Raw genomic sequence first — 14,262 nt, 5'->3', positions numbered from 1 at the left:
CTTAACGTAAAATATATGAAAAGAAATCTTTATTGCGCAATAGGCGGGCTGCTCTTGTTCTTCGCCGCTTGTTCCGAGGAGGAAAAAAGCCCCTCCTTCACCATTCTCGTCCAGGATCTGCAACGAAACAGCGCTACAGTGACAGGCACTCCGCCAAAGGCTGAAAGCGAAGCGGGAAAAACAACTGTCTATAACGACTGCGGCATCTATTGGAGCGATACCAATCCTAACCCCACTGATGCCGATAGGCGCGTCACTGCCCAACCGGACGCAAACGGCAATTTCCGCATATCGCTGACAGAATTGAAAGGAGCCACTACTTACTATGTGAAAGGATATGCTAGAGACTACTCTAAGACATTGGAAAGCGAAGCAATATCATTCACAACACCGGGAGGCAATCCACAATTCTGCATCAGGGTAGCATTCCCGGGTGAATGTCATGTAACCATCATTGATCTTGGAGGAAAAGAAATTAAAGAAACGGGATTATGCGGTGTAATTGTCAGTGATGCCCCAAGTGACTTTATGCCCGACATCAACAACTCGATGCGTGAACCACAGACTCCCTTTTGGAAGAACAATGATAAAACGGCATTCACAATGACTATCCCATTTAATGGGAATGTACCTGACTCTTATGCAAAACAAACTTATTATGTCCGCGCATATATCATTACTGAAAACGGTATCGGATATAGTGACCGGTTTACTTACAAGTCATTCGATCGATAAGTCATGCAAACAAATTCTCTACTTAAAAATTCTTCTTTTTCATCCGTTGACGAAATGAGACAGATCCTTAATTCCGTCAACGGATCATATTGATGATTGTTGTAGCGTTTTACCAGACTTGTCTTTATATTTCAAAGCAAAAAGGATTTCAAGGTTCAAAGCCCATGCGATTACTGTAAGGTAATATACAACTTATGCAACTAACATGAATATGAAATCCATTTTTAAACAAGATAAAAACATATAATTGATACTCTTCAGTAGCAGTCGAAGTATCAAACTTCGGAACATCTTCGGTTTTAAATTAGTATGTCACCGACTAAATAATTTGTTCCTTTGGTTTTCTTTCCATCAATATTATCGTATACAAGAATCATTGTTCCGTCTTTACTTTAAAAGGATTCTTGCAAAATCGTAACAATTGTTGCTGCTATCCTTGGATCAAAAGGATGAGAAATTGATTCTTCTGGTTCAAAATAAAAAGTATATACTTTGTCAGTCCGGATAATATATAGAGCAATCAACAAAATGATTGCAGTAATAATTAATAGCCCCTCTTGTTATTGGGGATTATATTCTTAATCCTTTTCGCTGTTTGTCTTCATCACTATTGAAATTTTGTGGAATGACTGATTAATTCTGCCATTGGGTACCTGTCAAAAGCCCATTTCCCGATTGTCTCCAGACCATTCGTACCAGAATCATCCGTATTATCAACCCAAATCATTCCTCGTAAGACTGAACGTGTGGAGCGATTTCTACGCGGAGACCATTAACCGAAAGAGAAAATCATAGCGCCGCCAATGCCGACACGCATTCCTCCTGTATGGATCTGATGTAGTCCAGTACCGACAGCGGGTCGATACTTTTTCCATTGAGCTTGCAGGTGATGTGCAGGTGTTCGCCCGTGCTGCGCCCCGTCGAGCCAGTAATTCCTACCACGTCGCGCGGACGGACCGCCGCCCCTTTGCCGACGAGTACCTTCGAGAGGTGGCAATAGCTGACCGTGTAATTGCCGTGCCGCAGTGTGACATACTTGCCGGATGCCTTGTCCTGCCCGACCTTCACGACCACACCCTCCATCATGGACAGCACCTCGTCGCCCCGCGCGTGCAGGTCGATACCATCGTGGAACTTCCTTTTCCCGCTGAACGGGTCTTTCCGGTAGCCGTAAGACGAATTTATCTTTATCCGTTGTAGCGGATAGCTCACGCTGAGATAGCGGTCCACCCATTCCTTTTTGCGTGCATCGACCGGCAACACTGCCGTGCCGCCTGTCGGCGTGTCCCGTGTGGAAACTGTTCCGGGCAAAAGCCCTGCCTTGCCCTCCTCCAGGGAGGCGGTTGCCACCTTGTAGCGAACCGGTACTGCCATAACCGTGTTGAATTGCGCGTGGACGGGCGACGCAAAACACGAAACGCCCGTCATTATCATCCATAAAATCTTTCTCATGCGGCAAATATAACAAGCTCTTCCCAAGACTGGAGAGCGATGCCTTCCTTTCTCGCCAAAATATGCTTAAATACTTCTTTTAAGTATGATAATTTCGGTAAAATCATACTTAAAACATCGAATTTCATTCGTGCAACGATTTAATATAGCACTATTTTGTATGACCGAATAAAAACATTCTATATTTGCAGAGTACAATTTATAATACATATCAGAGTATGAAACAGACGCAATTTGAATTGAATGAAGTGCCTTATCAGACACTGGAACGGTTCGGCCTGACACAAGAGATGATCGAAGACTTGCCGATGCACGTTCTGGACGAAATTTGTGACGGCCGCCATTCTCCGGTCCTGCCCGTCCGGGTACATGACGAGGAAGGGGAAACGGTCGAGAGCCGCACCCGCTTCGCCCTTATCCGCATGGAGAACGGGTCGGCAGATGTGGTCTTCTATCCAGTCCTGAAATCCTCGCCTATGGAACGCTACGACGAAGCGCAGCAGAAACAGCTGCTCGCGGGCAAGGCGATTGTCGCGGAAGTGGAAACGGCAGACGGGCGGCACAGCAAGGTGTTCGTGCAGATCGACCCTGAGACGAACCAGGTGATGTCCGTACCCACGCCCATCATCGCCCGCAACCTGCAAGTGCTGGCCGAAGAACTGCACCTCGGCACGGTGGAAATCAAGGGGCTGCAGCATGGGGAACCCATGACATTGGCCGTGGAAGGCGATCCGGTAACGGTCGGCATCGACCTGAAGAGCAGGACCGGCATCCGTTTCTGTCCGGGCGACGAGCAGAAATGGAAGGAGCAGACCAAACGCGAATGGGACAAGTACACGTTCGGCTGTTACGGCTGCTGGGTGATGGACGATGACGGCAACCTCGACTACGTTCCCGAAGAGGAATACACCGAGGAGCTGTGGAACGAACAGAAAAAGAGCGCCGAGCGTAACCGCACGGCGGCACTCCACAAGTAAGAACCTAAAATCCGAATCACATGGCACAGAGCCGATATTACCCCGAAGAGGTGCTTATCGAGAAGATGGAGCGCGGCGAATACGGCTGGCTCGATTACGTCAACCACTTTTCGCCCGAATGGCAGGATGAGTACACCCGCTATTGCAAGGAGAACAACCTGATGATCGGCAACGACTCCGCCGCCGAGTTCGTCCACTACAAGGACGGACAACTGGAAGCGGCAATGGAAGCGGGTGACGCGTAGATAACCGACAAACATATATCCTATGGCGATACGAACAAATACCAATCCCCGGCACATGGACCTGCAACCCGAAATGCGCGACCTGTTGCGCCGCAACGGGATGCAGGCCCATGTGGTCAGCGACGGCACGGACTACCGGCTCCTCGTGCAGGGACACGACTCACCGCAGCTGTCCTATCCGATTACCGAACGTCAGATGTTGGCCCTGACGGATTGGGGAACGAACACGGCCAACAAGAAAGCCTACAATGTGCTGACGAGCATTGTAGGCAAAGATTTTTACATGCCCAAGAATTTCGTCCATGCCCGCAACGCCAACGGCCGTGTCGCCATGGGGCTGCACGGCTACCGCATCGGCATCGGCGAATACGGGCGTGTGGGGAGGTTCGGTATGCCTCCCCCGTTCCTGGGCTGGACGCCACGCCACCAGTGGGGCTTCCACCTGCGCCGTGTCGGCGGGCAGCTTTTCTACCCAGGAGCGCCTATCGTCCCCGGACGCCCCGACGGGCGCATGAAGCCCGGCGAGCTGCAATCGGGCGGCTACGGTTTCTACTACAAGAGCGGACAACCGGTACGCCCTGCCGGGCAGCAGTACGTGTTGCAGAACCTGCAAGCGGCCATCACGCCGCTGGTCAGCCGTCCGCGCAGCGGGGAACCGGCGCGTCCCTACAAGGAGCTGATAACCTCGCCGGTCTATTTCTCCAACGAGAAATGGCAGGAATGCCTTGCCTCGCACGGCCTGATCGTCGATCGGGAGGCACGGACGCTGACCGTACAGTCCGAGCAGGCGGCTGCCGATATGGTCTATGACCTGACGGACGAAGAAATGGCGGTACTGACGTCCAATTCCCTTAAGCAGCATTCCGTCGAGCAACGTCTGGCGGTCCTGAACGGGGTCGTCGGGGCGGATTTTGCCGACAAAGTAACAGAGGAGGCTCTCAACAGCGAGCGGCGTATCGCCCTCGGCCTGCACCCCGAAGTGCAACGGGAGCTGGCCGAACGGCAGCGGCAAGAGCAGGAAATCCTTTCGCCACTGGAAATGCCTCTTCCCGAAGAGGAGGTGCGGAACAACGCGGTCGCCTCCGTGGACGGGCGCGACCTCCAACTGCTCAACGGGAACAAGGGATGGTACCGGGAAGAGAAACACGGCAGGGAGGTCGAAGTGAGCGAGATAGGCGTGCAGCCCTCGCAAACGGCGGGAATGTACAGAATGACAGCCGTCATCGACGGGCAGGTCATCAGCCACGAAATCACGCAAAAGGACTACGACAAATTCCTTGCGGTGGACGATTACCACCGCATGAAGCTGTTTTCCAAAATTTTCAACGAGGTGGATATGAAATCCCGACCGGAGGCGCAGCGCGGTCTCGGCGTGAAGATTTTCGCCGCCCTTACCGCCGGTGCGGTGGTCACGGCAGGCGTCGCGCACGGCCTGCACCATCACCACCACGCCCCGGAGTTTTACTGCGGGCACTACGGCGGACCTCCGCGCCCGTACTTCAAGCCCGGTGTCGATACGCCGAGGGACGTGGCCATACGCAACTTCGAGGCACAAATGAACCAGGATATTAACGACATGAGAAGAGGAAGGTAACGACATGAGAGAAGGAGAACTTACATACAACGATTTCCTGCAAAGGCTGAACATCCAGGACGTGCTTATCGACGCGGGCTATCACCTGAACAAGCGTGACGGCCTGCGCTATCCCTCGTATGTCCGCATAGGCAGTGACGGGTGCCGTGTCCGTGGCGACAAGTTCATCGTGACGCAGAACGGTCAGTGCTGCTTCCACGTGCAACAGCAGAAGGTGTACAACCTTATTTCGTTCATCAAGGAGCATCCGCAGTTTTTCTCGGAGTACCATACGGGAATGTCCGGCGACCGGCTGGTAAACCTCGTGTGTAACCGGCTGCTGAACCATCCCATCGAGAACCGTGAGACACGCATCATCCCACCCAAGCGGGATGTCAGGCCGTTCGACATAGCGGACTACGACATTCATAAATTCAACCCGCAGGACCGGGCGACACAGAAGAAGTTCTATCCCTATTTCAAGAGCCGGGGCATCGACCTCTACACGCAGTACGCTTTCCACCGCCATTTCTGCCTGGCGACGAAACACCGCCCGGATGGGGCTGCCTACACGAACCTGTCATTTCCGTTGACCCTGCCCAAGGGCGACGGCACGGTGGTGGGCCTCGAGGAACGGGGACGTGCCCGTCCGGACGGGGGCGGCAGTTATAAGGGGAAGGCCGAGGGCAGCAATTCGAGCGAGGGGCTGTGGATTGCCAGCCCTGCCAAGACACCACTCGCGGAGGCCAAGCATATCTACTGGTTCGAGAGCGCCTATGACGCGATGGCGTATTACCAACTGCGTCAGGCGAAAAACAAGGAATTGAGAAAGGCGGTCTTTGTCTCGACGGGCGGCTCCCCGACCGTGGCGCAGATGCGGGGCGTGCTTTCGGCCACCCTTCCTGCCCGGCACCATATCTGTTTCGATTCCGATCCGGCAGGAATGGAGTTCTGTGAGAAGCTGCGGGAAGAAAAGTTCCGGGTGCAGCGTTCCATCATCGAAGAGACACCCGAACGGAAACCTTACCTCGATTCTGTCCGTGACGGCATGGATCTGGGGAGCGGCGACGTGGAACTGCTGCCCAAGGATCTGCAGACCAGTTACGGGCGGTTCGAGTCCGAATGGGAAGAAGCGGAGTCGATGCGTTCGAGCGGTCTGTGCGCCCCGGAAGACATCTTGGACCAGGTGGGCATGATGAACAAATGCTACGAGACGTTCCGCGAAGGACTGCGGGGGTATCTCGGCCTGGACAAGGAGAATGACGTTTCCACCATACGCGAAATGCCTGCCTGTCCCTACAAAGACTGGAACGAACAACTGCTGGCGGAGCGGAAAATGGAAGAAACAGCCCAAAAGGGGCAGGAACGAGAAGAGGAACCCGAACAGGAACGACAAGCACGCTTTCGCCGATGATACCTTCACAACCCATCATGCACTTTCGGAATGTCGTCTTGCAGCCGCACGCCGGGCAGTTCGTTATCGACGAGCTGCCTTTGATATTGGCGTGCATGGCGGGACTGGTGTACGGTGGCATCGAAGACATGCCACTGGGCGGCATAGCGGCGGCGGTTTCATCACTGCTGCTTCCCGTGCTGCTGTACCGCTTCATCTACCTGCGCCGGACACGATACCGTATCGGCCCGGAGCAGTTCATCAGCGAGCACGGTGTTTTCATCCGCAAGGTGGATTATATAGAACTGTACCGTATCGTGGACTTTCAGGAACACCAGAGCCTCCTGCAACAGCTTTGCGGCCTGAAGACAGTCCGTATCCTCTCGATGGACCGGAACACGCCACGCCTCGACCTTGCCGGGGTCAGGCGCGGCAACGACATCGTACCGCTCATCCGCGAACGGGTGGAATACAACAAACGAAAAAAGGGAATATATGAAATCACGAATCATTAGCCTGGGAGTGGCCCTCGTGCTCGCCGGCCTGCTTCCGCAACCGGCCAAGGCGCAGATCGCCGCGTCCAATCCGTTGGAATGGGCGGCTTTGGCCGAGGGTAACGAGGTCATAAACAGCCAAATCGAGAAACAGATCAAGGGTCAGACGCAGACAGCCCTGCTGCAAAATACCATCGCGGCGGAGTTCAACCGCATACACCGGTGGGAAAAACAGTACAACAGCTACCTCAAGACGGCGAGCGGTTACGCCTCGTCGCTGAAAGCCTGTACCCACCTTTATAATGACGGCGTCCGGATATTCCTCACGCTGGGGAAACTGGGCAAGGCCGTCAAGGACAACCCGCAGGGCATCGTCGCCAGCATGAACATGAACAACCTCTATATCGAAACGGCCACGGAACTGGTATCGGTGTTCACGCTCCTGAACGACGCGGTGGCCAAGGGCGGAACGGAGAACATGCTCACGGGCGCGGAACGGAGCAAAACCCTGTGGGAACTGAACGACAAGCTATCGGCGTTCAGCAGGAAGCTGCACCTGCTCTACCTGAGCATCCGCTATTACACGTTCAACGATGTATGGAACAATATAACGGCGGGCATGATAGACCGGAGCAACGGTGAGGCGGCCCGTATGGCCATGTCCCGCTGGCGCAGGTCGGCAGCCCTTGTCCGCTAAAACCGAATGCCTATGAAACGGACAATCTGGATATGTATCCTGCTGCTGTGTACCGGCATCCCGAAGGTACAGGCACAGAACGACCCGGTACTGGCGGGCATGATCCTGCTCTATACCGAAAAGGCGGAGAAGGAACTGAAAAACCAGGAGAAGGTCATGCTGATGCAGACCACGGGACATCTATGGACGAAAGAGGAAGTGGAGGCCACGACCGACCTGCAGAGGGAGTTCAACAACTACCTGAACTCGTTCCGCTCGATTGTCTGCTACGCGGCACAGATCTACGGCTTCTACCACGAAATAGCGAGGCTGACGGACAACATGGGCGACTTTACCAAACAGCTGGGCCGTAACACGACCAACGCCCTGGCTGTCGCCCTTTCCACGCGGCGGAACCGGATTTACAGGGAAATGATATTGAACAGCGTGGAAATCGTGAACGACATACGCACGGCCTGTCTCTCGGGCAATAAAATGACGGAGCGGGAGCGCATGGAAATCGTCTTCGGCATCCGTCCGAAACTCCAGACGATGAACAAGACCCTGCAACGGCTGACCAAGGCGGTGAAGTACACCACGATGGGCGACATCTGGCGTGAAATCGACGGGGGCGCACGTCCCGTTACCGACAAACGAGGCATCGTGGAAGCCGCCAAACGCCGCTGGAGGCAGAACGGAAAGAATGTAAGACCTTAAAAAAATCAAACGATATGGGATTTTGGAATACGATATTGAAATATGGCGGCAAGGCCATGAAGGGTGCCGGACAGGCCACGGCAACCGCCGGCAAAAACATGGGCAATGCGGTTCTGCACCCTTCGCAGACCTTGCGGGGCGCGGGGCAGGCTGTCAAGACTGCCACCATCGGCGGTGCATTCGGCTATGTGGGCTGGAAAAAGCTGACCACAGACGCGAGTGTCGCACGTATCGTCAGCGAGGCCGTGGTCGGCAAACCCGCCACGAACGTCCTTGCAAGTACGGTCGATGACGCCCGGGAACTGAAGGAGAAGGCCGGGGAGACCGTCTCGGCGATAGGCAGTGCGGTAAGCGGCGCCGGCTCGCAGTTGAACGGCGTGTCGAATTTCATGCAGGCGACCTCCGGGGACGGCCTGATGGACATGCTCGGCGGATTCTTCAGCAACCTTGGCCGTGGCAACGTGTCGGGGTTGAGTATTGCGGGACTGGTCGCCGCAGCGTTCCTCGTGTTCGGACAACGCGGCTGGCTGGGCAAGATCGCCGGGTTATTCCTGGGAATGCTGCTCATCGGCAACAACGCGGGCGTCCTCCGCACGGCACCGCAGGAGAGTGTGCCGAGGACACAGGCACCGGCGCTCTCCCCGGAGGAGCAGACCCAGAGCGGCGGAATGAGAAGATAGACGGACAAAATAATACGGAACAATGAAATATACAGAAGAAATGATCCTGCATTCCGACAGCGGCTACTGTATGCCGTTCGAGGAGCCGCAGGGAAAAGACGTGGAGATGTCGCTCGGCTACGGCGAGCAGACGCACCCGGAAACGGGCGGGAAATTCTTTCACCACGGCATCGACTTCAACGTGCGGTGCCACATCCTTTCGGCAGTGGCCAGCGGTATCGTATCGGGCGTGGGCAACGACCCCGTGCATGGCATCTGCCAGACGATACGTTACGGTGAGTACGAAGTGATATACGGACACCTGTCGAATGTCTATGCCCAGTTCGGGCAGCGTGTCAAGGCCGGGCAGACGGTAGCCTTGAGCGGTGAGCGGCTGCACGTCGAAGTCCGCTTCAAGGGCGAGGAGCTGAACCCGCTGGAGTTCCTGACCATGCTGTACGGCAATATCCGTGCGCTGCAGGAGGCCGTCGGGGACGGGGCGTCCGGTCTCTACGGGGCAGAACCGGGACCGGCAACCGATTACGAGAAAGACAGGCGGGAAATCGAGGAGCTGATGTTGCGCTTCCTGCCGCACTACATGGAGGATTTGCAGCATGGGGCGTACCGCCTGCCCGAACACACGGAGCAGTCGCTGCGCCATATCTTCACGATGGGCGCGGTGAAGGAGTATTTCTACGAGCAGATGCCGAGCATCGCCAATCCGCTCGGACTGGGGCGCAAGGCCATGCCGCTGGCCTGCAAGGTGCAGAACCTGCTGATAGCGGATTTCCTGAACTACCTTGCCCTGCGGCATGAGGTGTACCTCTCCACGACGGGCGGCGACGTAAAAAAAAACTTCATGACGAAGCAGTAACACACGGCGGTCTCATCGACCCGTTGGCGGAGCTGGACATCGACATCCAGAGCTTCGACATACCGAGAATCGTCTCCGTCTATCCCGACCGTGCCGGAATCCGATGGTGGACGAAGGCATGGTTCAACAACCGGGAGGAAGGGGAAGCCTCGGTGGAGATCGAACGGGAGCAGGCCATACGCTTCATTCACGACCGTATCGAGAAGGACGCGTGGCTCGAAGAGTTCTTTCCCCGGCAGATGGAGGTGTACCACAATGCCATCGAGCAGACGAAAGAACAACTCCTGAAACAGATAAACATGATATAGATATTACAATATGGACGGAATAAAGCAGAGCAAACGATTCGCGGAGATAGAGGCGCTCATGGGCGACTATTTCCATAGCCATCTCGCCCCCGTCATGAGAGAGACGCAAGCCTACCTGACCCGCAAACAGGGCGAAGAGATGAAGGAGTATTCCACGTCCCTGGGCGGCATCCTCGGCATGATGGCGTCATCGGCCCAACCGTTCTCCGACCCGTACCAGACACTCAAGGTAACGGGCGAATGGAACTCCAAGACAACCGAGGACTACATCGCGATGTGCAAGGACAGGATTCTTGCGTCGGAAGAGGTACAGCACGACCTTGCCTACATGGCCGGCGAGTGGCGCGACACCGTTGTCGGGGAAATCGGCAGGGAGCGTTACGACGCCCTGTCCGGGGAACTGGGCTGTGACCTCGCCTACGCCTACGTGGGCTACCGGGTGGAGCAACTGATGATTGACAAGCTGGTCAAGGAACGGATGCCCAAGTCGTCAGCAGACTACATTATCCGCAAAGCGGCGGAGTCAAGCCTGCTGGGGCTGTCGCAGACGTTGAACCGTTCGCCCCTGGCCGAGGAAATCGAGAGACGCGGCGAGGCCGCCTACCGACCGAGCAGGTTGGAGAAAGGGACAGCCAAGGTATTGGGAGCTTCAGCAGATACCCTCATGCTGGGCGGCGTGGGTTCGTGGGCGACGTTCGCACGGTTCGTCGGTGCGGACGTGGCTATCTCGGCTGTGGCCGACCGTTTCGCGTCCAAAGCGCCGGAGGATCTTTCGGTGGAGCAATGTATCAGCAAGGGCGTGTTCGGCAGCGACAGCAACGTGTTCGACGGCTTCCGCCGCGAAGCTGCCGCAATGCCGTCCGGGGAGAACACGCTCGTGGCCGAGGCCAACGGGCAGTTACAGAAAAAAATACCTGTTATGGATTTTGACTTTATGGACTTGTGGAAAACCGGAAAGGAAGTTATGCCGCAGTGGTACGGGAACAACGAGAAGAGCGAAGAGGAACGAACCCGGGCGGAACGGTACAAGGATGTGCCGCTTGTCGTCGCCCCCGGACAGGAGGAAGCCTACCTGCAAGGCATGGCAAGACGTGAGGTTACAGCGACCGGGCAGGCGGAAACGGAGACCGAGAAGAGGGAAAAGGAGGAAAAGGCGGAGAAGGAAGTACGGGGGCAGGCCGTGTATTCATCGGAAGGGATACCGGAGAGGCAGGACACGCCGACCAACGAGAACGGTTGGGACGGGCTGGTCCGTTCCCTGGGACTGGACGGCATAGGCGACGTGACGGGCAACCTCGGCTATATACTGGCCATGTTGCCCGACATCCTGCTCGGTGTGTTCACGGGCAAGACGCAATCGCTGGGCCTGAAAGACAACCTGCTGCCGATAGCGAGTATCGTGGCGGGCATGTTCATCAAGAACCCGTTACTGAAAATGCTGCTTATCGGCTTGGGCGGCGCGAACCTGCTGAACAAGGCGGGACACGAAGCTTTGGGACGGGAACGGCCCGGCATGGCTGCCGACGGCAGGCATGTGCAGTACAAGCGCTATCCGGACGAACCGCTCAACCCGCGTATCGTGAACCCGGTACTGCATGGCAGTACGCTTGTCGCCACGATAGACCGCGTACCCTGCACCGTGCAACTCAGCCCCACGGTAGCGGACGCTTACCGTTCCGGGGCCTTGCCGCTGAACACGCTGGCCAATGCCATACTTGCCCAAAACGACCGGGTGCGCCAAATGACCTCGCGGAACTACGACAACGGGCAGCAGGAAACAATCGTGCGTACACGGGGCATCCAGTAATTCCATAACCGACAAACACCAGGAGTATGAAAGAAAAGTCACAGATAGAAAAGAACGCTGAAAAAAAGCAAATCGACCTGCTCTCCACGGCCTTGCGTGAGGCATCGAACGCCGGAGGCCACTGGCTCAACGCCACGGGCAAAGGTTATCCGAAATTTTACCCGCGCGGCGTGTCCGTCAGTCCGTTTAATGCCTTGTTCATGACCTTGCATTCGGACAGGCACGGATGCAAGACCAACCTGTTCACCCTTTACAGCGACGCCAAGATTCGCGGCACGTCGGTCCAGGAGCACGAGCAGGGAGTCCCTTTCCTATTCTATAATTGGAACAAGTACGTCCACCGCAACAACCCGGAGGATATCATCAGCCGGGACGCTTACATGAAACTGGACGAGGAGGTACAGAAACAGTACAAGGGCGTGCATAACCGGGAGATCCGCACGCTCTTCAACATCGACCAGACGACCTTGCCCTACGTGGACAAGGAGGCTTACGATGCGGTACTGCTGAAAGACGGGAACGCCGTGGAACGGGGTTACTCCGAAGCCGACGAGCGGCGGTTGCATACCCGCTTCAACGACTTCCTGCTGAAGATGCGGGACAATCTCGTCCCGGTACGTTCGGACGGTTGCGGAATGCCCCATTACGAGACGGACCGCGACGCGGTCTATATGCCTCGCCAAAAGGACTTCGAGCACTATAACGACTACGTGCAGGAGGCCCTGCGGCAACTCGTAAGCGCCACGGGACACCAACAGCGTCTCGCCCGGGAGGGCATGGTGATGAAGAACGGCATAGCTCCCTCGGAAGATGCGCTCAAACAGGAGCGGTTGGTCGTGGAAGTGGCTTCGGGAATCAAGATGCTGGAACTGGGACTGCCTGCCCGGTTGTCCGATGACAGCCTCAAACTGGTGGAATACTGGAACCGGGAGCTGAAGGAGAACCCCGTCATGGTGGACGCGCTCGAAAGCGACGTGAACAATGCCATTGAAGTAATCAACAAGGCGGAACGGGGCGAGAAAATCGAATACGCCACGCTGCGTAACCGCCGGCGGACTTCGGACATGAGGGAACAACTGCCCAAGCATTATTCCGTGGCCGATGAAATCCGGCAACACCCGAACAAGGACGACAAGACCATTGTCATCGTCATCGACCCCTCCACGAAATCAGCGGACGTGATACTGCCCGCCGGTGCATCACCGGATGTGGACAATGAAATCCCGGGCATGAACAAAGCCCGTATCGGCAGGGCCTTGCGAAGGGAAGGTGTCGAGAACGTGCGCTTTTTCAATCCCGACGGTGCGTGGGGGTACAGACCCGATGACGGTTATTTCGCCGAAAAGCAAGTGTCGTTGGCCCGGTTGAAGAACTGGTCACTGGAAATGCTTTCCACACTGGACGTGTCTCCTGCGGTCAGGCGGGCGAACGAAGTGAATTTCGACCGGGCGGAGATGATTCAGGACGATAAAAAGCGCTGGGCGTTGTACATCAAGCCCGAGAACAAGAAAGGATACAGTATCTATCCTGACAAGGAAGACGTGAACCTGTTCTTTTCCACGCTCAGGCAGGCGATGGACAACATCGGAAAGGTGCGTATGGAACTGGCGCACAAGTATTACGCACTGGCGGAGGTGCAGCCTGATTTGAAAGTGGACTTGTTCAGCAGCGGGACGAGGGAGATCGACCTGAACCGCATCCAACGTGTTTCGGTATTCAATACCAAGCAGGACGGCAGACAGTGCATCGCGACCATCGACGGCAACAAGACGAAACCCCGGAGCGTTACCCCGCAACAGTGGCAGCGGGTGATGGTGGCAGAAGACAAGACGGAATACAAGCGGCATCTGGCCGCCACGCTGTTCGCCGATATTTTGCGTAAAGGACAGACTTTGGAAGAGCACACCGTAGAGAAGCAAGAAAAGGAAGATGCGAGGCAACAGGGGAAAGAACCGGTGAAAACCCACCGGAAAGAGGAAGCGGAGGAATTCGTTACTCCCCAACGGCAGGCGTGGAACGGACTCAAGGCGAAGCATCCCGATGCCTTACAGCTTATCCGTGGCAGAGACGCCTACCGGCTGTACAACGAGGATGCCGTGAGGGGTGCGGAAATACTGGGGATTCCACTGGAAAAACGGGAGGGAAACCCTGACAAGGGGTTCACGGCTTCCGCCGAATTTCCATTGAGCCTGCTCGATACTTACCTGTCTAAACTTGTAAAAGCCGGGGAACGTATCGCCATCTGCGAACTGCCGGCAGCTCCGGAACGGACGGGAACAACGGAAAGACAGGCCCAGGCAACCGAAGAGCAGAACGAAAACGAACAACGACCAACATTCAGGAGGTAAGAAT

At 55.7% G+C, this 14,262-nt stretch carries 15 protein-coding genes; 13 read left to right on the top strand and 2 right to left on the bottom strand.

What is annotated here, in order from left to right; genetic code table 11:
- Positions 1 to 15 precede the first annotated feature (15 nt).
- On the top strand, positions 16 to 735 hold the full coding sequence (locus BACFIN_RS15095; protein WP_007750094.1) for a hypothetical protein: 720 nt from the start codon (positions 16 to 18) through the stop codon (positions 733 to 735).
- A gap of 789 nt (positions 736 to 1,524) precedes the next feature.
- On the opposite strand, the gene BACFIN_RS15100 is transcribed toward BACFIN_RS15095, so the two are convergent.
- Both BACFIN_RS15100 and BACFIN_RS23570 read right to left on the bottom strand, forming a co-directional pair.
- Positions 1,525 to 2,187 carry a M23 family metallopeptidase gene (locus BACFIN_RS15100; protein ID WP_007750091.1) on the bottom strand — a complete coding sequence of 221 codons (663 nt, stop codon included), beginning with the start codon at positions 2,185 to 2,187 and terminating at the stop codon, positions 1,525 to 1,527.
- On the bottom strand, positions 2,184 to 2,315 hold the full coding sequence (locus tag BACFIN_RS23570; RefSeq protein WP_007750089.1) for a hypothetical protein: 132 nt from the start codon (positions 2,313 to 2,315) through the stop codon (positions 2,184 to 2,186). Before BACFIN_RS23570 ends, BACFIN_RS15100 begins: the two co-directional genes overlap by 4 nt.
- Before the next feature lie 90 nt (positions 2,316 to 2,405).
- Here BACFIN_RS23570 and BACFIN_RS15105 point away from each other — a divergent pair, with 90 nt between their 5' ends.
- The 12 genes from BACFIN_RS15105 to BACFIN_RS15160 are packed head-to-tail and all read left to right on the top strand — an operon-like array spanning position 2,406 to position 14,258.
- Complete coding sequence (locus BACFIN_RS15105) at positions 2,406 to 3,164, top strand: DUF4099 domain-containing protein (protein ID WP_007750086.1); 759 nt, start codon at positions 2,406 to 2,408, stop codon at positions 3,162 to 3,164.
- Between the two features lie 20 nt (positions 3,165 to 3,184).
- Positions 3,185 to 3,409 (top strand): hypothetical protein, encoded by a 225-nt coding sequence (locus tag BACFIN_RS15110; protein ID WP_007750084.1) that lies wholly within the window; start codon positions 3,185 to 3,187, stop codon positions 3,407 to 3,409.
- A gap of 22 nt (positions 3,410 to 3,431) precedes the next feature.
- A complete protein-coding gene (locus tag BACFIN_RS15115; RefSeq protein ID WP_032839319.1) occupies positions 3,432 to 5,003 on the top strand; it encodes a hypothetical protein in 1,572 nt (523 codons plus the stop codon).
- Positions 5,004 to 5,007: 4 nt separating this feature from the next.
- Positions 5,008 to 6,396 carry a toprim domain-containing protein gene (locus BACFIN_RS15120; RefSeq protein ID WP_007750078.1) on the top strand — a complete coding sequence of 463 codons (1,389 nt, stop codon included), beginning with the start codon at positions 5,008 to 5,010 and terminating at the stop codon, positions 6,394 to 6,396.
- Positions 6,393 to 6,890 carry a PH domain-containing protein gene (locus tag BACFIN_RS15125; protein WP_007750076.1) on the top strand — a complete coding sequence of 166 codons (498 nt, stop codon included), beginning with the start codon at positions 6,393 to 6,395 and terminating at the stop codon, positions 6,888 to 6,890. The genes BACFIN_RS15120 and BACFIN_RS15125 overlap by 4 nt, the downstream gene beginning before the upstream one ends.
- On the top strand, positions 6,871 to 7,566 hold the full coding sequence (locus BACFIN_RS15130; RefSeq protein ID WP_007750074.1) for a hypothetical protein: 696 nt from the start codon (positions 6,871 to 6,873) through the stop codon (positions 7,564 to 7,566). Before BACFIN_RS15125 ends, BACFIN_RS15130 begins: the two co-directional genes overlap by 20 nt.
- A gap of 12 nt (positions 7,567 to 7,578) precedes the next feature.
- Positions 7,579 to 8,262: a hypothetical protein gene (locus tag BACFIN_RS15135; protein ID WP_032839359.1), complete on the top strand. Its 684-nt coding sequence runs from the start codon at positions 7,579 to 7,581 to the stop codon at positions 8,260 to 8,262.
- 14 nt (positions 8,263 to 8,276) lie between these two features.
- Positions 8,277 to 8,942 (top strand): hypothetical protein, encoded by a 666-nt coding sequence (locus BACFIN_RS15140; RefSeq protein WP_007750071.1) that lies wholly within the window; start codon positions 8,277 to 8,279, stop codon positions 8,940 to 8,942.
- A gap of 22 nt (positions 8,943 to 8,964) precedes the next feature.
- Positions 8,965 to 9,795 carry a M23 family metallopeptidase gene (locus tag BACFIN_RS15145; protein ID WP_007750068.1) on the top strand — a complete coding sequence of 277 codons (831 nt, stop codon included), beginning with the start codon at positions 8,965 to 8,967 and terminating at the stop codon, positions 9,793 to 9,795.
- Between the two features lie 23 nt (positions 9,796 to 9,818).
- On the top strand, positions 9,819 to 10,103 hold the full coding sequence (locus BACFIN_RS15150; RefSeq protein WP_007750065.1) for a hypothetical protein: 285 nt from the start codon (positions 9,819 to 9,821) through the stop codon (positions 10,101 to 10,103).
- 10 nt (positions 10,104 to 10,113) lie between these two features.
- The gene (locus BACFIN_RS15155) at positions 10,114 to 11,910 is read left to right on the top strand and encodes a hypothetical protein (RefSeq protein ID WP_007750064.1); all 1,797 of its coding nucleotides are present in this window, start codon (positions 10,114 to 10,116) and stop codon (positions 11,908 to 11,910) included.
- Positions 11,911 to 11,936: 26 nt separating this feature from the next.
- Positions 11,937 to 14,258: a MutS N-terminal domain-containing protein gene (locus tag BACFIN_RS15160; protein WP_007750062.1), complete on the top strand. Its 2,322-nt coding sequence runs from the start codon at positions 11,937 to 11,939 to the stop codon at positions 14,256 to 14,258.
- Positions 14,259 to 14,262: the final 4 nt, after the last annotated feature.

This window comes from Bacteroides finegoldii DSM 17565, assembly GCF_000156195.1.
Classification (GTDB): Bacteria; Bacteroidota; Bacteroidia; order Bacteroidales; family Bacteroidaceae; genus Bacteroides; species Bacteroides finegoldii.
This window is presented reverse-complemented; position numbering and strand designations above follow the sequence as displayed.

What these genes read in the sequence shown, in the direction of transcription:
- BACFIN_RS15095 (WP_007750094.1), top strand. Translation starts at nt 16, where the DNA reads ATGAAAAGAAATCTTTATTGCGCAATAGGCGGGCTGCTCTTGTTCTTC.
- BACFIN_RS15100 (WP_007750091.1), bottom strand. Translation starts at nt 2,187, where the DNA reads ATGAGAAAGATTTTATGGATGATAATGACGGGCGTTTCGTGTTTTGCG.
- BACFIN_RS23570 (WP_007750089.1), bottom strand. Translation starts at nt 2,315, where the DNA reads ATGAAATTCGATGTTTTAAGTATGATTTTACCGAAATTATCATACTTA.
- BACFIN_RS15105 (WP_007750086.1), top strand. Translation starts at nt 2,406, where the DNA reads ATGAAACAGACGCAATTTGAATTGAATGAAGTGCCTTATCAGACACTG.
- BACFIN_RS15110 (WP_007750084.1), top strand. Translation starts at nt 3,185, where the DNA reads ATGGCACAGAGCCGATATTACCCCGAAGAGGTGCTTATCGAGAAGATG.
- BACFIN_RS15115 (WP_032839319.1), top strand. Translation starts at nt 3,432, where the DNA reads ATGGCGATACGAACAAATACCAATCCCCGGCACATGGACCTGCAACCC.
- BACFIN_RS15120 (WP_007750078.1), top strand. Translation starts at nt 5,008, where the DNA reads ATGAGAGAAGGAGAACTTACATACAACGATTTCCTGCAAAGGCTGAAC.
- BACFIN_RS15125 (WP_007750076.1), top strand. Translation starts at nt 6,393, where the DNA reads ATGATACCTTCACAACCCATCATGCACTTTCGGAATGTCGTCTTGCAG.
- BACFIN_RS15130 (WP_007750074.1), top strand. Translation starts at nt 6,871, where the DNA reads ATGAAATCACGAATCATTAGCCTGGGAGTGGCCCTCGTGCTCGCCGGC.
- BACFIN_RS15135 (WP_032839359.1), top strand. Translation starts at nt 7,579, where the DNA reads ATGAAACGGACAATCTGGATATGTATCCTGCTGCTGTGTACCGGCATC.
- BACFIN_RS15140 (WP_007750071.1), top strand. Translation starts at nt 8,277, where the DNA reads ATGGGATTTTGGAATACGATATTGAAATATGGCGGCAAGGCCATGAAG.
- BACFIN_RS15145 (WP_007750068.1), top strand. Translation starts at nt 8,965, where the DNA reads ATGAAATATACAGAAGAAATGATCCTGCATTCCGACAGCGGCTACTGT.
- BACFIN_RS15155 (WP_007750064.1), top strand. Translation starts at nt 10,114, where the DNA reads ATGGACGGAATAAAGCAGAGCAAACGATTCGCGGAGATAGAGGCGCTC.
- BACFIN_RS15160 (WP_007750062.1), top strand. Translation starts at nt 11,937, where the DNA reads ATGAAAGAAAAGTCACAGATAGAAAAGAACGCTGAAAAAAAGCAAATC.